Raw genomic sequence first — 20,741 nt, forward strand, 5'->3', positions numbered from 1 at the left:
TTTATTTGGCGAGATTTTAACTTCTTTTACAACGAACTTTAAACTCAATTCCTTAATTTTGTTTAACGTTTTACGGCAAAATATGAACAACGTAAAAAAAGTATTCAGTATTCGAGACCTGGAAAATTTGTCGGGTATTAAGGCTCATACCATTAGAATATGGGAGAAAAGATACAATTTATTTTCACCCGAAAGAACGGACACCAATATACGCACCTATAGCCTTTCCAGCTTACAGAAACTTTTGAACATAACCCTTCTATACGACAACGGCTATAAAATTTCCAAGATTGCGAAAATTCCCGAGTCGGAAATTCCAAATATGGTCAGGGAAGTAGTTTCAAACAAGACGAGCAAGTCGCAAAATTTGAATGCCTTTAAGTTGTCAATGATGAAGTTTGACCAAACCTTATTCTTTGAAACCTATGATAAGCTCTTGAGGACAAAGTCTTTTGGGGAAGTCTTTAAGGAAGTATTCATTCCTTTGTTAAACGAAATAGGCCTTCTTTGGCAAACGGATACCATTAGTCCGGCACATGAGCACTTTATTACTAGTCTTATAAAACAAAAAATACTGGTGAATACGGAGCGTATCCAAAATCAAAAACCTACCAAGACAAATAAAGTCTTTGTGTCCTTTTTACCAGAAAATGAGATACATGAAATTGGAATACTTTATTTGAATTATGAAATACTTTTAAAGGGATATAAAGTAGTGTATTTAGGGCAGACGATACCCATTGAAAATTTAACAGATCTCATAAAATATTTTGACAACATTTATTTCCTATCTTACTTTACCGTAAAACCGGACAAAACTGAGATATCCAACTATCTTAAGGAGTTTGAATTATACTTGAGAGAAAGCTCAAACCCCCATTTTTGGATATTAGGCAGGCAAATCCAACACTTGGAACGTTCCGAAATTCCAAGCTTCGTAAAGACATTCACCTCGATTGAAGAAGTGATTCAAAATTTATAGCCAACCCATGAAAAGGAACATAGCTATCATAGGATCCGGTTTCTCCTCGCTCTCCGCGGCCTGTTATCTTGCCAAGTCCGGCCACGAAGTAGCCATATACGAGAAAAACGAAACCATTGGTGGCAGGGCCGCACAATACATTAAAGATGGATTTACCTTCGATATGGGCCCCAGCTGGTATTGGATGCCGGATATTTTCGAAAAGTTTTTCAACGATTTTGGAAAATCTACGAAAGATTATTATGAACTAGATAAGTTAAGTCCAGCCTATAAAATTTTTTTTGCTGATGATGTTATTACCATTGGCGACTGTATGGATAAAATTTGTGAGGAATTTGAACGCCTTGAATCCGGAAGTTCCCAACAACTAAGAAAATTCATTGCCCTTGCACAAGAGAATTATGAAATCGCTATCAACAAAATTGTCCTAAGACCCGGAATATCGCCTTTTGAATTGGTCACAAAGGAAACCGTTCTAAAGGTGGACCAATTTTTTAAAACTATTAGTTCCGAAGTTAGAAAAAGATTCAAAAACCCAAAACTTATAGCAACATTGGAGTTTCCTGTGCTTTTCCTGGGTGCAAAACCAAGTGATACTCCCTCTTTTTATAGTTTTATGAATTTCGCTGATTTTGGTTTGGGTACATGGCACCCCCAAGGTGGTATGTACCAAATAATCAGGGCCATGGGAAATTTGGCAGAAGAACTTGGCGTCAAGATACATACCGGTTCTAACGTAGAAAAAATATTGGTTTCCAATAAAAAATGTAAAGGGATTATCTGTAATGGTGAAACGATTCTCGCCGATATTGTTGTAAGCGGAGCGGATTACCACCATTCCGAGTCCTTATTGGACCAAGAATACAGACAGTACTCTGAAGCTTATTGGAAAAAAAAGACATTTGCTCCCTCATCCCTGTTGTTCTACATCGCATTTAACGGAAAACTGAAAAATGTTGAGCACCACAACTTATTCTTTGATACGGATTTTGAACAGCACGCAGAAGAGATTTATGACAATCCTAAATGGCCCACAAATCCCCTTTTCTATGCCAATTTCCCTTCCAAAACAGATCAAAGCATGGCACCCAAGGGTTGTGAAACAGGATTTTTTCTGGTACCCATTGCCCCAGGTCTGGAGGATACCAAAGAACTAAGGGATCAATATTTTGATTTGATATTGAATAGGTTCGAAAAAAAAACCGATCAAAAAGTCTCGGAAAAAATTCTATTTAGGGAAACATTTTGTGTGAACGATTTTGTAGAAAGGTACAATTCCTACAAGGGTAATGCCTACGGTATGGCGAACACGCTTTCCCAGACCGCATTTTTAAGACCAAAATTAAAAAGTACTAAAGTCAAGAACCTTTATTTTACAGGTCAGCTTACGGTTCCTGGCCCTGGTGTACCCCCATCGCTAATTTCTGGTAAATTAGTTTCTGAACTTCTAACTAAAAATAACTAACTTAAAACCATGAAAATTACTTTTGACAAGGTATCCTACCAGTGTAGTAAAATAGTTACCGAAAAATACAGTACATCGTTCGCCTTGGCAACCAAAATGCTTCATAACTCCATACGTGGGGATATTTATAATATTTACGGTTTTGTTAGGTTCGCGGATGAAATCGTGGATACTTTCCATGATTACGACAAAAAAACTCTTTTTGATAAATTTGAGGAGGAACTTGCTGCTGCACTTGAAAACAAAATAAGCCTGAACCCCATTCTTAATTCCTTTCAATATACATTTCATAAATACAATATTCCAATGCACTTGGTAGATTCGTTTATGAAAAGCATGCGTGCAGACCTTACCAAAAATGTTTATAAAAGCGATGCGGAATACAAGGAGTATATTTACGGCTCTGCCGATGTAGTAGGCTTAATGTGCTTGAAGGTCTTTGTAAAAGGGTGCGATCAATCTTATGAGAATCTCAAGGATTCCGCTATGGCACTAGGTTCGGCGTTTCAAAAGGTAAACTTCCTTAGAGATGTAAAAGCCGATTTTGAAGAACTGAATCGTTCCTATTTTCCAAATGCTAATTTGGCAGCATTGGACGAAGTTGCGAAAAAAGAAATCGTTGATGAGATACGGAAGGATTTTGAAGAAGGATACAATGGAATCGTTAAATTGCCTATTGAAGCTAAATTTGGAGTATATACGGCCTACAGGTACTATTACAGATTATTAAAAAAATTGCAGGACACGCCATCCACGGAGATTAAAAGCACTCGAATTAGAGTTCCTGATTACGAAAAATTTGGCCTTTTGGCAAGGTCCTACGTTAAATATAAAATGAACCTGGTTTAAATGAAAACTTTTTTTTGGATACTTATTTTTTTGGGCACATTTTCGTTCATGGAATTTATGGCATGGTTCACCCATAAATATATCATGCATGGTTTTCTATGGTCTTTGCATAAAGACCATCACCATAAGGACCATGATTCATGGTTTGAAAGAAACGATGCCTTCTTCATTTTCTATGCAATAGTAAGTATGTCCTTATTTTATACCGGAGCCAATGGATTTTGGTATGGATATCCCCTCGGTTTTGGAATCTTGGCCTACGGCATCGCATACTTCTTTGTGCACGATATCTTCATTCACCAAAGATTTAAAATTTTTAGAAATGCCAATAACTGGTATGCCCGGGGCGTTAGACGTGCCCACAAAATACATCATAAGCATTTGGGCAAAAAGGATGGGGAATGCTTTGGTATGTTGGTCGTTCCTTTCAAATATTTTAAAAAATAGGGAATGCCTCATGCTTTGGTCATTGGTGCCGGCATTGGTGGTATTGCGACATCCCTACGGCTACGCAGTAAAGGCTACGATGTAACGGTTTTAGAATCCAATAGTTATCCTGGAGGTAAACTCCATGCAATTGAAAAAGATGGGTATAGATTTGATCTAGGACCTTCCTTGTTCACGATGCCTCACTTGGTAACTGAACTTTTTGAACTCTATCAGGTAGATTCACAAAAGTATTTTCAATTCAAGAAAAAGGAGATTGTTTGTAATTATTTTTGGCAGGATGGTCAGAAATTTTCAATCACATCGGATTCAGAAAAATTCATAAAAGAGGCGGCGCTTTACTTTAATGAACCACAACAGAAAATAAGGTCCTATTTGAGAAGGAATCAAAAAAAATATGATTTGACCGCTGAGCTTTTTCTAGAAAATTCGCTGCACAAACTATCCACATATCTAACCAAACAAACGATTAAATCTATCCTTCAAATTGGGAAGCTAAACATAAACGACTCTCTTGATTCAGTAAACCAGAAGTACTTTAAAAATCCAAAATTGGTGCAGCTTTTTAATAGATATGCCACTTATAACGGCTCATCACCATACAGGACCCCAGGTATTATGTCTATGATTCCCCATCTGGAAATGTATTACGGCACTTTTTTTCCCAAGGGAGGGATGCATCAAATTAGTATTTCATTATATGAGTTTGCAAAACAGCAGGGTGTCACTTTTAAGTTTGAACATCCTGTGGATAGTATAACCATTAAGAATAAAATAGCACTTGGAGCAGTATGCAACAATGACTTCCATGAGGCGGATGTCGTAGTTTCCAATATGGATATTTTTCCTACCTATAAAAAGCTGATGAAGGACGAACCCCATCCAAAGAAAACCCTGGAACAAGAACGTTCAAGTTCAGCACTTATATTTTATTGGGGCATTTCAAAAGAATTTCCCGAATTGGATCTGCACAATATTTTGTTTACCGAATCCTACCCAAAGGAGTTCAACGCTCTTTTTGAGAAAAAAAACCTTTACAAAGACCCAACAGTATACATCAACATTACTTCAAAAGAGGAAACAAATGATGCTCCTAAGGGACATGAAAATTGGTTCGTAATGATAAATGCACCCGGAAATTACGGACAGGATTGGGAATTATTGAAAAAGGAGGCTAGGAAGAATATCATCTCTAAAATAAATAAGATCTTAAAAACCAATATTGAAGAATTCATAACTACGGAGCAAATTTTAGACCCCGTGGGTATAGAAAACAATACAAGCTCGTATAGAGGCGCATTGTACGGTGCATCAAGCAATAGTAAGTTCGCCGCCTTTATAAGGCATGCAAACTTTTCAAAATCAATCAAAAATTTGTATTTCTGTGGGGGTTCAGTACATCCGGGAGGCGGAATTCCACTTTGCCTATTATCGGCAAAAATAGTTTCCGATTTAGTTCCAATACCTACCCAAAATGCTTGAAACCATTTCAAAAAACAAAGTTATCATCGCCATTGGCATAGTATGGCTCTTTCATATTTCGGCCTTGATCGGAATAGCTTCGGGAGCGTTGGAATGGTTCATTGAAAAAACTCCCTTCAATTTAATGATTAGCCTCTTGCTTTTCCTCTTCATATATCCCATAAACAGTATCGGTAAGATAATAGCCTTTGCACTCTTCTTTTTTGGAGGCATGTTTGCTGAATGGCTCGGGGTACATTACGGTATTTTGTTCGGGGATTATGTATATGGAAACAATCTGGGGCCAAAACTTGACGGAGTACCTTTTTTAATAGGTATCTACTGGGCTCTATTGACTTTTATTACGGCAAGTATCTTAGACTATACCCAATTGAAAGATATTCCAAAAATTTTATTGGCAGCCGCCTTGATGGTATTGTTGGATTATTTTATGGAACATAATGCCCCAGTGTTCGATTTTTGGCGATTTGAGGGAGGAACCGCTCCCTTGGAAAATTATACTACATGGTTTATCCTGGCACTTGTATTTCAATCCGTAGTTAGAGTTCTAAAAATTAAAGGAAATAAACCATTTTCAACACATTTATATTTGGCCCAACTTGTATTCTTTGCATTTTTACTTTATTCATAGGTCAAGTGGGGCAATAGGTTTTCACCCATCCAGGTACCAATGGACCTATAGGGTTGAAACCTTGAAAAAAGCTCCTCTTTGTACCAATTCAACTGTCGGGTTTTTTGAATGGCTTTTTGATGCTCCTTGCTGGAATAGGCAAAATTCATCAAGGATTCTTTATCGCGCCAAATACTGAACGTAGCCATTTGTAGAACCGGTACTTCACCAATTCCCTTTGTAAACAATAAACCAGTATTTTTCCCTAAGGGCTTTTGGGATGTTGGAACATATTTCCAAAATCTGAACAACATTCCAGGTTTTATGGTCGCCCTCGTTATAACGGCTATAAATGGATTTGCCGCTTCTAGGGAATCGCTTTTTAAAAACGGATTTTTACCTGACCATTCGCCCTTTGCCATACTGTTTTTCATGTAGACGGTCCATCGTTCGTCACTTTTTTTTAGATAGCGTTTGATAAGAGGGGATGAATCAAAAAAAGCATCGGCAAATGCTTCATTTTCCCAAATTTGAAGCAATGCGTAAACAGACCAGTCCGGTAGGGGATTAAAGCCCTCCTTTCCACTGCCCATAAGTTTATACATCTGTAGACCGGAAACCTTAGAAAGCGGTGAATTGGCAAATTGCATAGTGCCAAAAGCCCATATTTTACCTTTAAGATTTAAATATCTAAAAAAAGTAAGCGTAGTAACTTGAGACATTGGATATTTAAAGAATAATGGGATTTAGATATGCCCTAAATACAAATTGAAACTATTCCAATCTGTCACTATATATCTATTATACCCTATTCGTCAATTAGCTTTTGCAACAAAGTATCAATAGAAGAATTATCCCAATCGGCAATGGCAGTTTGATGTACCGCTATGAATCCATTTTTATCGATTATATAGGATCCAGGTGGCTTCAAAATAGTAATTGGACTATCTTCTCCCACAATCCTATATGTAACGGGGAATGTATAGCCATGCTTCTCCATAAACAACTCTACAGGGGCCCTTTCCTCATTGGTGATGATATAGAATTTTACTTTTTCCCCGTATTTGTCGTATAAATTCTGGATATCCTTTAGCTGTGCTTGGGATGGCATATGCCATGAGGTCCAAAATGAAATAAATATGACTTTTCCCTTAGCTTCCTCAAAATTAATGAATTTCCAATTTTCATCCTTTAAGGTCCAGTCATAGCTGGCTATTTTCCCCCTTTTTTCTGGGGTAATAATGGTGGGCGCCATAGCGAACCATCTATTTAAAAGAATCTTGCTGTAGTCACCAAGGGGAGTGACAAAGAAAGACAACACAAAAGCTATGACCAAAAGGGTGAAAAAGGTTTGTTTCTTCATTTTAAGATTATGGTATAACCAAAACTAAAAAACTCCCAAATAGGAATGGGAGTTTTCGTAATTTATTTTAAAATTATGTTAAGAAGCGTTTTGCCTCTTGATGACGTTCAAAGCGGAACCTTCCCTAAACCATCCTATTTGAGCATCGTTATAGGTATGGTTTGCCTTTATGGTGTCTTTAGATCCATCTGCATGTACAACCTCAATCGTTAAAGGCGTATCCGGAGCAAATTCGGCAATATCCACAAAATTAAAGGTATCATCCTCTTTGATTAAATCATAGTCCTTCTCATTGGCAAAAGTCAATGCCAACATCCCCTGTTTTTTCAAGTTTGTTTCATGGATACGTGCAAAGGATTTTACCAAAACCGCAGCAACGCCCAAATGTCTTGGTTGCATGGCCGCATGCTCCCTTGAAGAACCCTCACCATAGTTATGGTCTCCAACTACAATGGATTTTATTCCCTTAGCCTTGTAAGCCCTTTGTGTATCCGGCACACCTTCATATTCACCTGTCAATTGATTCTTGACAAGATTTGTTTTTTGATTGAAGGCGTTAACGGCACCTATCAAGGTATTATTGGCAATATTGTCCAAATGCCCCCTAAATCGCAACCATGGTCCAGCCATGGAAATATGGTCCGTTGTACATTTGCCATAAGCCTTTATCAACAGTTTGACATCTTGTAATTCTTCATTTTTAATTGGCTCAAAAGGCTCCAACAATTGCAGCCTTTCCGAATTTGGATCTACAACGACCTTAACACTGGATCCATCCTCCCTAGGGGCTAAATAACCAGCATCCTCAACCTCAAAACCTTTAGGCGGCAACTCCCATCCTGTTGGTTCCTCAAACCTTACTTCCACTCCATCCTCATTGATCAAGGTATCCGTCATGGGGTTAAAATCCAACCTTCCGGCGATTGCTATGGCAGCCGTAATTTCAGGGGAAGCCACAAATGCATGGGTGTTGGGGTTTCCATCGGCACGTTTTGCAAAGTTCCTGTTGAATGAATGGACAATGCTATTTTTTGGTGCATTTTTTGGATCACTGTAACGCGCCCATTGACCGATACAGGGCCCACAGGCGTTTGTAAAAATCTTGGCATCCAATTTTTCAAATATTCCGAGGATTCCATCCCTTTCCGCGGTATAGCGAACTTGCTCTGATCCCGGATTTATACCAAACTCCGCTTTTGTCTTTAGTTTTTTATCCAAAGCTTGCTGTGCAATGGAAGAAGCCCTGGACAAATCCTCATAGGAAGAGTTGGTACAGGAACCTATGAGTCCCCATTCCACTTGCATGGGCCAGTCGTTCTTTGTGGCCTTCTCTGTCATTTCCTTTCCAACGGGCGTTGACAAATCTGGTGTAAATGGACCGTTCAACAACGGATTAAGTGTTGAAAGGTCGATATCGATAACTTGGTCAAAATATTGTTCCGGATTGGCATACACCTCTTCATCTGCCGTTAGGTATTCCTTTACCTCATTTGCGGCATCGGCCACATCTGATCTATCGGTAGCCCTTAAATATCTTTCCATGGATTCATCATAACCAAAGGTCGAAGTGGTAGCCCCAATTTCCGCACCCATATTACAAATCGTACCTTTTCCTGTACATGAAAGCGCTATGGCACCAGGACCGAAATATTCAACGATTGCTCCTGTACCTCCCTTCACCGTAAGAATTTCGGCAACTTTTAGAATAACATCTTTCGGAGCGGTCCAACCCGAGATTTTACCGGTCAACCGAACACCTATCAACTTTGGAAACTTAAGTTCCCAAGCCATTCCCGCCATTACGTCCACAGCATCTGCCCCACCAACGCCTATGGCCACCATGCCCAATCCGCCGGCATTTACAGTGTGTGAATCGGTTCCTATCATCATACCCCCTGGAAATGCATAATTTTCCAAAACCACTTGGTGGATAATACCAGCCCCAGGTTTCCAAAACCCGATTCCATATTTATTTGAAACGGACTCCAAAAAGTCAAACACTTCCGCACTGGTAGAGTTGGCAGATTTCAAATCTGCCGCCGCACCACTTTTTGCCTGGATCAAGTGGTCGCAATGCACTGTTGTAGGCACCGCAACTTTTGGTTTACCGGCCTGCATAAATTGTAACAATGCCATTTGGGCCGTTGCATCCTGACATGCGATACGATCTGGAGCAAAATCAACATAATCCTTACCTCTGACAAAAGCCTTAGTAGGAGTACCATCCCACAAGTGAGCGTATAAAATCTTCTCCGAAAGGGTCAGTGGTTTTCCCACAATTTCACGGGCCTTATCCACCCGCTCCGCCATATTGGCGTACACCCCTTTAATCATATCAATATCAAATGCCATATTTATCTATTTAATGTTAAAGCAATTCCGTAAAATTAAGAAAATCTATAGCGCAATTAAAATTTTAAACGAAGTAATAAGACCTTTTTTATGGTTCCCTGAAATTTGAAACGGCGCATCACGCAAAAAGAAACCTTGGACAAAAAACTTTTGATATATAAATACCTAAGATTGGCTATTTACAATAGTTCCCTAATGATACCTTCTTCAGAAATGCCTTCTGCTTCGGCCTTGTAGTTTTTGATAATTCTATGCTTTAGAATTCCGTTGGCCACTTTTTGGACATCCTCAATGTCGGGTGAAAATTTCCCATGGACAGCGGCGTTCGCCTTAGCTGCCAAAATGAGATTTTGTGATGCCCTAGGACCAGCACCCCAATCCACATATTGTTTCACAAAATCCGACGCTGTTTCTAGATTGGGCCTTGTATTGTTCACCAATTTTACCGCGTATTCCACAACATTGTCCGGAACGGGAATTCTTCTCACCAACTCCTGTATCTCCAGTATTTGTTCAGCATTGAACTGAGGATCCACTTGGTTCCTGATTGTGGTAGTGGTATTTTTAACTATCATTACCTCTTCCTCTACACTTGGATATTTCAATTCTATTGCAAACATAAAGCGGTCCAATTGCGCTTCGGGCAAGGGATAGGTTCCCTCTTGTTCAATGGGGTTTTGGGTGGCAAGTACAAAATAGGGCAAATCCAATTTGTACTGGTGGCCGGCAATGGTCACGGCCCTCTCCTGCATGGCCTCCAATAGGGCCGCTTGGGTCTTTGGAGGAGTTCTGTTGATTTCATCGGCCAGAATAATGTTGGAAAATACCGGTCCCTTGATGAATTTGAAATTCCTGTTCTGATCTAATACTTCACTTCCCAGAATATCGCTCGGCATCAAATCAGGTGTAAACTGGATACGTTTGAAATCCAAACCCAATGCCTGGGCAATGGTATTGACCATCAAGGTCTTGGCCAATCCAGGGACCCCTATCAGAAGGGAATGTCCACCCGTATAAATAGAAAGCAATATTTGGTCGATAACGCCTTCTTGACCAACGATTACCTTGGCAATTTCCTTTTTTAAGGCATTGTGTTTTTCTACCAATAACTTAACCGCAGCAACATCTGACATACTTAATTCTTTACCCAATTATTCGCAAAATCACAATCCTTGTTGGCATCGCTTACACTGATATAAGTGTCCTCTATGTGATCTTCCATCCACTCTTTAATTGCGTTGTATTGCTTTTCCGTTAGGGCAATCTGTTGAATTTTTGTGTAGTCCTTGGCAAAATCCGCTACATGTTCATCATAACGGTTGGTGACCTTAAGAATTTTGTATTTCGAAGGTCCGCCCCTTGGATCCGCTTCCAAAATTGGATAGGATATTTGGTCGTCCTGCAAATCACGTACTTGATTATATAGGGTAGGGTCCATTTTTGTGAGCTCAAAGCGTGAACTGAAATCCTGGGGGTTTCTAAGTAGACCGCCATCGAACTTGGTTTCCTTTTCATCTGAAAAATTAAGGGCCGCTTCGGCAAAAGTAAACTTGCCTTCAATAACTTTCTTACGGATGCTATCCAATTCTTGTTTGGCTTCTTCCAAGGCCTTGTCGGATATTTCGGGCTGAATCAAAATGTGTCTTAAATCCAGTTCTTGACCCCTGATTTTTTCAATATAGATGATATGAAAGCCAAAAGGGGTTTCAAAAGGTTCTGATACCTCCCCTTCCCGCAGACTAAAAGCAACATCCTTAAAGGTTTTATCAAAACCAGTTTCCTTTGTAATGCTATAAAAACCACCTTTTGATTTAGACCCGGGATCTTGGGAATATAGGATGGCCTTTACGCTAAAACTGGCATCGTTATCCTCAACATCCGCTTTGATTTCGTTGAGTTTATCTATAACCTTTTGTTTCTCTTCCTCAGATGGCTCAGGAGCCTTTACGATTTGGGCAATCTCCAATTCCGCACCAAAGACGGGCCTTTCATTTTCCGGAATCTTATTGAAGAATTGACGTACTTCCTCCGGGGTAATTTCAATTTCCGAAATGATATCCTGCTGCATTTTTTCGGATAACATTCTTAGCTTGTTGATTTTATAGAGCTCCTCCCTAAAACTTTGCTCGTCTTCCTTCTTATAGTACTTAAGCACCTTCTCCATAGAACCGATCTGTTGCACCAAGGATTGCAATTGGCGGTCTCCCGTGGCATTTACTTCATCATCCGAGACCAAGATACTATCCTGAACCGCCTGATGGGCATATAATCTATCCTCCATTAATTTCCCCAAAAGACTGCAATGTGTGATATCCTCAGTGGAGGCGCCTTGACTCTTCAAATCGATAAGCGTTTTCTCAATATCCGAATCCAAAATCACATAATCGCCTACTACAGCGGCTATACCGTCCAACTTTATTTTTTTGAAGTCTATGGAATCTTTTTTGGCCGGAGCTTCCACAACTGCCGTCTCTTCAGAGGTTTCTCTCGCAGTGGGTTCCTGTGCCCCCACATGGGCGCAAAAAATACTTGCCAAAAAGACAAACTGTAGTTTATTCATTGTCATTGTAAACTTCGAATTCTTTTTCTCTAATTGCTTCATCTATGATTTCAGTTTCTAGTTTTCGCAGGTAGTCGATTCTTCTGCGACTTAATAAAACTTGCTTAATGGTAGGCGCTATATATGAGAGCGGTGCGATATCATTGACATCCTTCACCTCTTCAATTTTTCCCAAATATACCCCTATTGAATCCTGTAATTCAAAAAATTGTGAATTTTTTAAGTACCTATCCTGATTATCAAAGGTTATGGGCGGAATTTCCTCAAAAATCCTAGCGGAGCTTACCCAAATGGAATCGTTAAAATTCAGTTTCTTGAACTGTACCCCAATGGAGTCCAAATAGACCAAATCTTCCTCTGTAAAGCTCTTCAATCTTTTTACCACTTCGTCCCGGTTCAAAAAATTCAAAGGCAACTGTACGAATCGTATCCTTACGATCCGCTCCTTTAACTTGAAATTTTCTTTTTGGCGGTCGTAAAATTCCTGTAATTGGTTTTCCGTAACTACGGAATCCGTTCCCTGGGCGACCAAAGCCTCTTGATAGGCCCTTGTGTAAAGGTCCGTTCTGTAAGTATCGACCAAAGCATCAAATTCCCTAAGCTTCTCCTCCGGCAAGTTGATTTTAGACTTGGAAAGCAAGAGTTGTTTGGAGGCCCAATTGTTGATGTAATTGGTAACGAACGTAGCACTATCCCCCTTGGAGATACCCACTTTAAGAAAAGGCTCCAAATCCTCCTTGTACAGATAGGATTCCCCCACCCTGGCCAATGGCTCCTTTTCCAGTTTTTTGTTGAAATAAGCATCGCAGGAAATCAAGTTTCCAACAATACCTACGGCCACCAACAAAAAAAAGACCCTCCTTCGTATCATTTGAGAATTACTCATCATGCAAAAATAGTAAATACAATATCCCAAGCAAATGCTATGGGTTTTCCTTAACAGAATTCATAACGAAACGCAATAACACCCTTTACAAACTTCGTTATACCAAATAAAAATTTTGAAATCCATTGAAAAACAACGGCCAAACGTTAATTTTACCCTTCAGGCTTAAATTTTGGAAAGACGGATAAAACTTATATGGGATTTTAGGGGCCCTGCCGCCCTAAAGACCGCGGAACATCATGAGATACATCTCAAGGAATTCATTGCCTTGGAAAAAGCAGAAGTTATTACCACAGGCTACAAAGAAATGAACGACATGTACAGCATTGCCTACATGGTTGTCCATGAGCGCGATATGATCGCCATGCGGGATAAATTAAAACCACATAGAGGGGAAATTTATGTTGAAAACTAGATATACACTTGGATTATTTTCAAAGATCATTTGTTGGGTAAGTATCGGTACGTACTTTTCATGTTCGCATAAACCAATGAACGAGAATATTTTGGAAGTTGCCCTAAGCTCCAAAAATCCAAAAATAAAAGGGGTCATGGATAGCCTAGATCAGTACGAGTTACAGATTAGGTACACCAAAATCGACAGGAAAAATGATAGCATATTTTTTACCGACTATGATTTTCAAGTGGATGAAAACGTTTATTTCTATCCGGCCAGCACTGTCAAGTTCCCAATCGCCGTTTTAGGTCTGGAACGATTGAACGAAACCGATACCTTAAACAGGGAGGTACGCTATTATGTAGAAGGAGACACTTTGGAATCGACATTTTCCAAGGACATTGTCCAAGTCTTTACTGTAAGTGACAATTTGGCCAATAATCGATTGGTGGAACTTTTGGGGCAGGACGCTATAAATGAATCCTTACAAAAAAAAGGAATTGGGCCGGTTCGTATTTCCCATAGATTGGGATACCATTCTGAAGACCTGAAAACAAAACCACTAATAATCTACATGAATGATAGTACCACCAGTATAACCATCCCAAGTATAAACACCGCACCCAAACCCTTATCTTTAAAGGAAATTCGTAAGGGAAAGGGGTATTATGAAGATGGCGCCTTGAAACAGGAACCTTTTGATTTTTCATTAAAGAATTACTATCCCATAACGGCCCAACATGCCGTTTTAAAACGGGTGATTTTCCCCGATGAATTTAGTCCAAAACAACAGTTCAATCTCTCCCAAGAGCAACGCCAATTTTTATTGGAAGCCATGAAAACACTTCCCAGAAGTGCGGGCTACGACCCCATGGAATATTATGATGGTTACTGCAAGTTCTTTATGTACGGTGATACAAAGGACACCATACCCTCCTATATGGAAATCTACAATAAGGTAGGATTTGCCTATGGTACACTTACTGACTGTGCCTATATAAACGATACAAAAAACAAGGTCGATTTTATGCTGACCGCAACCATTTTGGTAAATAAGGACGGGATATTCAATGATGATGCCTATGAATACGATGAAATAGGCATTCCCTTTTTAGCAGAATTGGGAAGGGAAATACACAGATTGGAACTAGAAAGAACCCGGTAGATGCCCGAAGAAACTAAACAGACCCGAATCAATAAATATTTGAGCGAAGTAGGTTATTGTTCCCGTAGGGAGGCAGACAGGCTTATCGAACAAGGACGTGTGACCATCAATGGAAAAATTCCTGAAATGGGCACAAAAATTTCAGAAGGCGATTTGGTCCAAGTGGATGGCGAATCCATTTCCGAACCCAAAGAAAAACCTGTTTATCTGGCATTTAACAAACCTATTGGAATTGTTTGTACTACTGATACCGGTGTAGAAAAGAACAATATTATCGACTTTATAAACTACCCAAAAAGGATATTCCCCATTGGTAGATTGGACAAGCCCAGTGAAGGACTGATTTTCCTTACGAACGATGGCGACATCGTCAATAAGATTTTAAGGGCAAGGAACAATCACGAAAAGGAGTATCTAGTTACCGTTGATAAACCAATAACCCCTGTGTTTTTAAAAAAAATGAGAAACGGCGTACCCATTTTGGATACGGTAACCAGGAAATGCGAAGTGCACCAAGTAAGCAAATATCAGTTTAGAATTATTCTGACCCAAGGACTCAACAGACAAATTAGGCGCATGTGCGAATATTTGGACTACAACGTAAAAAAATTGAAGCGCATTCGAATTATGAACGTTACCCTGGATATACCGGTAGGCAAATGGAGAAACCTTACCCCAGATGAACTAAACGAAATCAACAGACTTGTGCATAATTCTTCCAAAACCCATAAGGAACAAACGTAACCACGTTAAGACTTCGGCAAAATTATTGACCTCGTATTTTAACTAAAATTAATTTTATATACCTCTAAATATCATTAATTTAGATAGGTATCTAGTTAAATAAAAATTATATGAAAAAGATAATAAACAAGGAAAAAATAAAAAGCGTGTTAAACTTAAAGTTTGGACTATTTTTTATTTTAACGATATTGAGTAATGGAGCATTCTCCCAAACGGATGGATTTAAGGAATATTTAGGTGAAATATATGACAGTGATACCAAAAAACCCTTGATTTTTGCGACACTTACCTTGGAGGGAACGAACATTAGTACCATAACGAACACTGAAGGTGAATTTTCACTTAAGGTTCCGGAATCCAATACCAGTGAAAACGTTATCGTGTCGTTTTTGGGCTACAAGACCAAACAAATACCTATATTACAGTTTAAATCTGATGGCAATGAAATAGGTATGACGGAACTTGTTACCCAATTGGCGGAAGTCAATCTTAGCGTTCCGAAAGACGCTAGGGCCCTGGTAAGGGAAACTTTAAAAAAACGAGGGGAGAACTATATAGATAATCCCACCGTAATGACGGCATTTTATAGGGAGACCATTAAGAGAAGAAGACAAAATGTAAGTCTTTCCGAGGCCGTGGTAAACATTTATAAAGCACCCTACTCCAGTAATAAGAACGATGCCCTAAAACTATTTAAGGCTAGAAAAAGTACGGATTATAGCAAATTGGATACTCTGGCCCTAAAACTTCAGGGCGGACCCTTCAATGCCTTATTTGTGGATATGGTAAAATACCCCGACTATATTTTTGCGGATGACCTATTTGAATTTTATGATTTTTCATTCTCCAATGCCACTAGAGTAGACGACAAGCAAATTTATGTGATAAATTTTGAGCAGAAGCCCGGTGTTTTAGAACCCTTATATTCAGGTAAGCTGTATATAGATGTTGATAATAAAATTCTTACAAGTGCCATTTATTCATTGAATATTACGGATAAGGATTTGGCGGCGCAAATGTTCGTAAGAAGAAAACCTAGAAATGCGGATGTTTGGCCAACAGAGGTCGTTTACAGGGTCGATTATCGGGAAAAAGATGGCAAATGGTACTACGGTTATAGCAATGTAATGATGGAATTTAAAATTAATTGGGACAAAAAACTTTTCAATTCCGTTTATAGTATGAGCTGCGAAATGGCCATAACCGATTGGGAAGAAAACCTAAGCAATGAAATTCCCAAATATAAAGATCGCATAAAATCTGACATCATATTGACAGACGAGGCCATAGGTTTTGCCGACCCGGATTTTTGGGGTGAGTACAACATTATAGAGCCAGAAAAATCTATTGAATCTGCCATCAAAAAAATTCAAAGGCAATTAAAGAGAGGTAAAATCGATGGTGGCGGCGCCTCTTCGGCATCTCAATAATTGAGGTAATTAATAAAAAAGCCGTTGAAGAAATCTTCAACGGCTTTTTTATTTCGAAAAACTTTTAATTATTTGGGCATTACTACACTGTCTAAAGCATGGACTACTCCATTGGAAGCAGCAACGTCCGCAATAACCACTTTGGCCATAGCGCCCGTGGCATCTTTCAGCATAACATTTCCTTCTGAAAGGGATAAAGTAATGGTACCGCCCTGAACTGTTTTTACATCAAACGAGCCATTATTGTCGTTGATTGCCTTAATTACATCTTTGGCCATAAATGTACCCGCAACCACATGATAGGTCAAAATTCCTTGAAGTGTTCCTTTGTTTTCCGGCTTTAGAAGACTTTCAACCGTGCCACTGGGCAAGGCCTCAAATGCACTATTCACAGGGGCAAAGACCGTAAAGGGTCCATCACTACTTAATGTGCCCACCAAATCAGCCGCTTTTACCGCTGTCACCAATGTTGTGAAATTGTCATTTCCCGCAGCTACACCAACAATCGTTTGGTTTTGGGAAAACCCTGTAGCAATGCACAGAAAAAAAATACTGAATGTTGTAATTTTCAAAATTTTCATAGTTCTATTTTTTAGATTTAGCCAAATGTAATCGAATGATACATAGCAAACTCTTAATTTTTGTTTAATTTATTTTTAAAATAGTTAAACAAAACAAAATATACGAAATATGCCCCCCATACTTCCAAGAAGAAAGTTTTTAAAACCCACCATGAGCCTATCCGTTTCTACAGGGCATGATTTTCTCAAATGTCCAGTCCAAGAACGAACTACAAGCAAAATTGTATTCAATACCAGAATAGAAAAGGGGCAACCATAGGCTTAATCGCTATAGGTTTTTTTTTGAATTCCTGCCCTTAACCAAAGGCCTACTGGAAAAAATGGGATGAACTTTTTATTTACTGAAAGACTCACTAAGAGCCATGGGTATTTTAGCCATACCGATGTAGAACGGGCAGCCGACCTAATCCATATGTTCCAAAACAAAAATGTGGACGGAATACTATGTATTCGAGAATGTCATGGTTGCACCCAAATTTTGATCCTTATAGAATACGACCTAATACAATCCAACCCGAAACCACTCATTGGCTTAAATGACGTAACGGCGCTATTAAACAGTATTTACAAGAGAACTGGTCTTATTACCTTACATGGCTCCGTGGGAGGCACCTTCGATGATAATTTCCCAAAAAAGGACTGTATTGATGCAATTCGAAAACCCGAACAAGAAATGATCTTACAAAATGCCAAACGTATAAAAGAACATCGTTAAAACCCTTAATAATAACGATATACCATCCATCCCGGTATGGCAAAGGGTGTACTCCGTGGAGGAAGTCCCAGCTTGATAAATGCCCTCATAGGATTTCCCTATGAAATTGATTTTACCCACAATTTGGTTTATCTTGTAGATGCTGGCGAGGCACCTTATTAAATGGATAGAATGCTGACCCAGTTACTATAGGGAAAACTTTTTAAAAAGGCTTCGGGTATTCTTTTTGGTGTTTGTAAAGGATACAATTCAATTTCGGACACCCATTCATTTAATTTAAAAGAAAGTAATACTTAACAGAATAAAATCTTTGGGAATTACCGCTGCCTATAGATTTAGTTTTTGAAATGTGGAACAAGACTTCACATTTCCCATCGGGACGCAAGCCTTTTTTGATACATATGAACAACAGTTCAAACTAACCGAAAAACCAATTGCCTGTGCAATACACTTAATTGGCTACTTCGCTGATGAATTTCAATCGGTATAACCGCAATTCCTCGTCCTCATACTCGCCATCAAATTCCCTCATGGCATCCTCCAAGTTATCGGTTTTGGCCTCCAAAAAGTATTCGTGGATTTCTTCCTGTTGGTCCTCATCCAATACTTCGTCTATCCAATAGTCCAAATTCAGCTTTGTTCCACTATATACGATTTGTTCCATTTCCTTGATCAGTTCGGGTATTTCCAATCCTTTTGCGGAAGCAATATCATCCAAGGGCAATTTTCTATCAATATTCTGAATAATATAGAGTTTTAAACCTGAATTGGCTCCGGTACTTTTTACTACAAGGTCATCCGGACGTAGTACTTCGTTTTCTTCAACATACGATGCAATAAAGGAAACAAAGGGCTTGCCATACTTCTTTGCCTTCCCCTCACCCACACCGTGAACATTCAGAAGCTCTTCCAATGTTATAGGGTACTTAAGTGCCATGTCCTCCAATGACGGGTCTTGAAAAACCACAAATGGCGGCACACCCATTTTATTTGCTTGGGATTTCCTTAAATCCTTTAATTGCTTGAGCAAGTTTTCATCGGCTACACCACCGGCCTTTGAGGCTCCTACTATGGCGTTGTCATTTTCAGCGTTGTATACATGGTCCTTGGTCATCATGAAGGAGTGGGGTTTCTTGAGAAACTCATGACCTTTATCAGTGAAGCGCAATACCCCATATTGTTCAATCTCCTTTTGCAAATACCCTGCTACCAGCATTTGCCGTATCAATGCCATCCAATGGCTCTTATCCTTGTCTGAGCCTATTCCAAAAAATTCCTTTTCATTGGTTTTATGTGAACTGATCAAGGCATTGTTTTTACCTCGCAAGGTATTTACGATTTCCTTGGACTTGAACTTTTCGCTGGTGCCATGTACCACCTTTAAGAGCTTAACGGCATCTTCCATGGCCTCAACCTTTTCTTTGGGATTTCTGGTATTGTCATCCATATCTGCCCCTTCTCCATTGATTTCGTCAAATTCTTCCCCAAAATAATGGAGCATGAATTTTCTGCGTGACATGGATGTTTCCGCATAGGCAACTACTTCTTGCAAAAGGGCATTACCGATTTCCTGTTCCGCCACGGGTTTCCCGGCCATAAATTTTTCCAGCTTTTCAATATCCTTGTACGAATAAAAGGCCAGACAATGGCCTTCGCCACCATCCCTTCCTGCCCTACCGGTTTCCTGATAGTAACTTTCGATGCTTTTAGGGATATCATGATGGATTACATATCGTACATCCGGTTTATCTATACCCATACCAAAAGCGATTGTCGCCACGACCACATTAACATCTTCCATCAGAAACATGTCCTGGTACTTGGAACGGGTCTTAGCATCAAAGCCGGCATGGTAAGGGACGGCACTAATGCCATTGACCTGAAGAACCTGGGCCAATTCCTCCACTTTTTTTCGGCTCAAACAATAAACAATCCCAGACTTGCCCTCGTTCTGTTTTATAAAACGAATGATGTCTGCGTCTATGTTTTCTGTTTTGGTCCTCACCTCATAAAATAGGTTTGGTCTGTTAAAGGAAGCCTTAAATACGGTGGCATCCCCAATGCCCAGGTTTTTAATAATATCTTCCTGAACCTTTGGTGTTGCCGTTGCGGTCAGACCTATTATAGGAATCCCTTCGCCCAATCTTGTAACAATAGCTTTTAGGTTTCTATATTCCGGTCTAAAATCATGGCCCCACTCAGATATGCAATGGGCTTCGTCTACGGCCACAAAGGATAGTTTTATAGAACGCAAAAACTCCACATTCTCGTCCTTGGTCAAAGATTCCGGTGCCACATATAATAATTTAGTGATACCGTCCTTAATATCCTTTTTGACCTGCTTTATTTCGGTTTTGTTCAATGAGGAATTCAAAACATGGGCAATTCCCATTTCCGCGGAAACACCTCTAATGGCATCCACCTGATTTTTCATCAAGGCTATTAGGGGAGAAACAATAATGGCCGTACCATCTTGCATGAGCGCCGGCAACTGATAGCACAACGACTTGCCACCACCTGTGGGCATGATTACAAAGGTGTTCCTACCTTCCAAAATATTTTTCACCACGCCTTCCTGAAGCCCCTTGAACTGGGAAAAGCCAAAATATTTTTTTAAAGCGGCGTGTATATCAATTTCACTCAAATTTATACTGTATTTCAAAAGTATCAGGGTCGGAACAAGGAATCCCGATCACGGTCCAAATTAGAAATT

The 20,741-nt window shown here is 39.5% G+C and carries 20 protein-coding genes; 12 read left to right on the top strand and 8 right to left on the bottom strand.

The annotated features are described in order from the left end of the window. Window positions 1-82: 82 nt before the first annotated feature. The 6 genes from DZC72_RS16990 to DZC72_RS17015 are packed head-to-tail and all read left to right on the top strand — an operon-like array spanning window position 83 to window position 5,856. Window positions 83-982, top strand: coding sequence for a MerR family transcriptional regulator (locus DZC72_RS16990; RefSeq protein ID WP_125224124.1), 900 nt, complete (start codon window positions 83-85; stop codon window positions 980-982). Between the two features lie 7 nt (window positions 983-989). Next, the gene (locus DZC72_RS16995) at window positions 990-2,447 is read left to right on the top strand and encodes a phytoene desaturase family protein (protein WP_125224125.1); all 1,458 of its coding nucleotides are present in this window, start codon (window positions 990-992) and stop codon (window positions 2,445-2,447) included. A 9-nt stretch (window positions 2,448-2,456) separates the two neighbouring features. Continuing rightward, on the top strand, window positions 2,457-3,296 hold the full coding sequence (locus tag DZC72_RS17000; protein WP_125224126.1) for a phytoene/squalene synthase family protein: 840 nt from the start codon (window positions 2,457-2,459) through the stop codon (window positions 3,294-3,296). Next, window positions 3,297-3,743 (top strand): sterol desaturase family protein, encoded by a 447-nt coding sequence (locus tag DZC72_RS17005; protein ID WP_125224127.1) that lies wholly within the window; start codon window positions 3,297-3,299, stop codon window positions 3,741-3,743. 3 nt (window positions 3,744-3,746) lie between these two features. Then, window positions 3,747-5,225: a 1-hydroxycarotenoid 3,4-desaturase CrtD gene (gene crtD, locus DZC72_RS17010; protein ID WP_125224128.1), complete on the top strand. Its 1,479-nt coding sequence runs from the start codon at window positions 3,747-3,749 to the stop codon at window positions 5,223-5,225. Further along, complete coding sequence (locus DZC72_RS17015) at window positions 5,218-5,856, top strand: carotenoid biosynthesis protein (RefSeq protein WP_125224129.1); 639 nt, start codon at window positions 5,218-5,220, stop codon at window positions 5,854-5,856. Before crtD ends, DZC72_RS17015 begins: the two co-directional genes overlap by 8 nt. Here the strand turns inward: DZC72_RS17015 and DZC72_RS17020 are convergent. The 6 genes from DZC72_RS17020 to DZC72_RS17045 form a co-directional block, all read right to left on the bottom strand. Beyond that, on the bottom strand, window positions 5,847-6,557 hold the full coding sequence (locus DZC72_RS17020) for a DUF3291 domain-containing protein (protein ID WP_125224130.1): 711 nt from the start codon (window positions 6,555-6,557) through the stop codon (window positions 5,847-5,849). The genes DZC72_RS17015 and DZC72_RS17020 overlap by 10 nt on opposite strands. A gap of 86 nt (window positions 6,558-6,643) precedes the next feature. After that, entirely contained in the window at window positions 6,644-7,198 is a 555-nt protein-coding gene (locus tag DZC72_RS17025; protein WP_125224131.1) for a TlpA family protein disulfide reductase, read from the bottom strand. A gap of 78 nt (window positions 7,199-7,276) precedes the next feature. Further along, window positions 7,277-9,550, bottom strand: coding sequence for an aconitate hydratase (locus DZC72_RS17030; RefSeq protein ID WP_125224132.1), 2,274 nt, complete (start codon window positions 9,548-9,550; stop codon window positions 7,277-7,279). 179 nt (window positions 9,551-9,729) lie between these two features. After that, window positions 9,730-10,683, bottom strand: coding sequence for an AAA family ATPase (locus DZC72_RS17035; RefSeq protein WP_125224133.1), 954 nt, complete (start codon window positions 10,681-10,683; stop codon window positions 9,730-9,732). Window positions 10,684-10,685: 2 nt separating this feature from the next. Further along, complete coding sequence (locus DZC72_RS17040; RefSeq protein WP_125224134.1) at window positions 10,686-12,110, bottom strand: peptidylprolyl isomerase; 1,425 nt, start codon at window positions 12,108-12,110, stop codon at window positions 10,686-10,688. Then, window positions 12,103-12,999, bottom strand: a complete 897-nt coding sequence (locus DZC72_RS17045; protein ID WP_125224135.1) for a peptidyl-prolyl cis-trans isomerase — start codon at window positions 12,997-12,999, stop codon at window positions 12,103-12,105. Before DZC72_RS17045 ends, DZC72_RS17040 begins: the two co-directional genes overlap by 8 nt. A 169-nt stretch (window positions 13,000-13,168) precedes the next feature. Between DZC72_RS17045 and DZC72_RS17050 the strand changes: the two genes are divergently transcribed. The 4 genes from DZC72_RS17050 (at window position 13,169) to DZC72_RS17065 (ending at window position 16,732) form a co-directional block, all read left to right on the top strand. Continuing rightward, window positions 13,169-13,411: a hypothetical protein gene (locus DZC72_RS17050; RefSeq protein ID WP_125224136.1), complete on the top strand. Its 243-nt coding sequence runs from the start codon at window positions 13,169-13,171 to the stop codon at window positions 13,409-13,411. Between the two features lie 76 nt (window positions 13,412-13,487). Continuing rightward, a complete protein-coding gene (locus DZC72_RS17055) occupies window positions 13,488-14,558 on the top strand; it encodes a serine hydrolase (RefSeq protein ID WP_243641771.1) in 1,071 nt (356 codons plus the stop codon). Beyond that, window positions 14,559-15,302, top strand: coding sequence for a 23S rRNA pseudouridine(2604) synthase RluF (rluF, locus tag DZC72_RS17060; protein ID WP_125224138.1), 744 nt, complete (start codon window positions 14,559-14,561; stop codon window positions 15,300-15,302). A 110-nt stretch (window positions 15,303-15,412) separates the two neighbouring features. Beyond that, window positions 15,413-16,732, top strand: a complete 1,320-nt coding sequence (locus DZC72_RS17065) for a carboxypeptidase-like regulatory domain-containing protein (protein ID WP_125224139.1) — start codon at window positions 15,413-15,415, stop codon at window positions 16,730-16,732. A gap of 68 nt (window positions 16,733-16,800) precedes the next feature. Here DZC72_RS17065 and DZC72_RS17070 read toward each other — a convergent pair whose 3' ends face one another. Next, window positions 16,801-17,313: a fasciclin domain-containing protein gene (locus DZC72_RS17070; protein ID WP_125224140.1), complete on the bottom strand. Its 513-nt coding sequence runs from the start codon at window positions 17,311-17,313 to the stop codon at window positions 16,801-16,803. 325 nt (window positions 17,314-17,638) lie between these two features. Here DZC72_RS17070 and DZC72_RS17075 point away from each other — a divergent pair, with 325 nt between their 5' ends. Next, entirely contained in the window at window positions 17,639-18,028 is a 390-nt protein-coding gene (locus DZC72_RS17075) for an LD-carboxypeptidase (protein WP_125224141.1), read from the top strand. Between the two features lie 36 nt (window positions 18,029-18,064). Further along, window positions 18,065-18,190: a hypothetical protein gene (locus DZC72_RS18045; protein WP_262707272.1), complete on the top strand. Its 126-nt coding sequence runs from the start codon at window positions 18,065-18,067 to the stop codon at window positions 18,188-18,190. Window positions 18,191-18,479: 289 nt separating this feature from the next. On the opposite strand, the gene recQ is transcribed toward DZC72_RS18045, so the two are convergent. Further along, window positions 18,480-20,678: a DNA helicase RecQ gene (gene recQ / locus DZC72_RS17080; protein ID WP_125224204.1), complete on the bottom strand. Its 2,199-nt coding sequence runs from the start codon at window positions 20,676-20,678 to the stop codon at window positions 18,480-18,482. Window positions 20,679-20,741 lie beyond the last annotated feature (63 nt).

This window comes from Maribacter algicola (assembly GCF_003933245.1).
Classification (GTDB): Bacteria; Bacteroidota; Bacteroidia; order Flavobacteriales; family Flavobacteriaceae; genus Maribacter; species Maribacter algicola.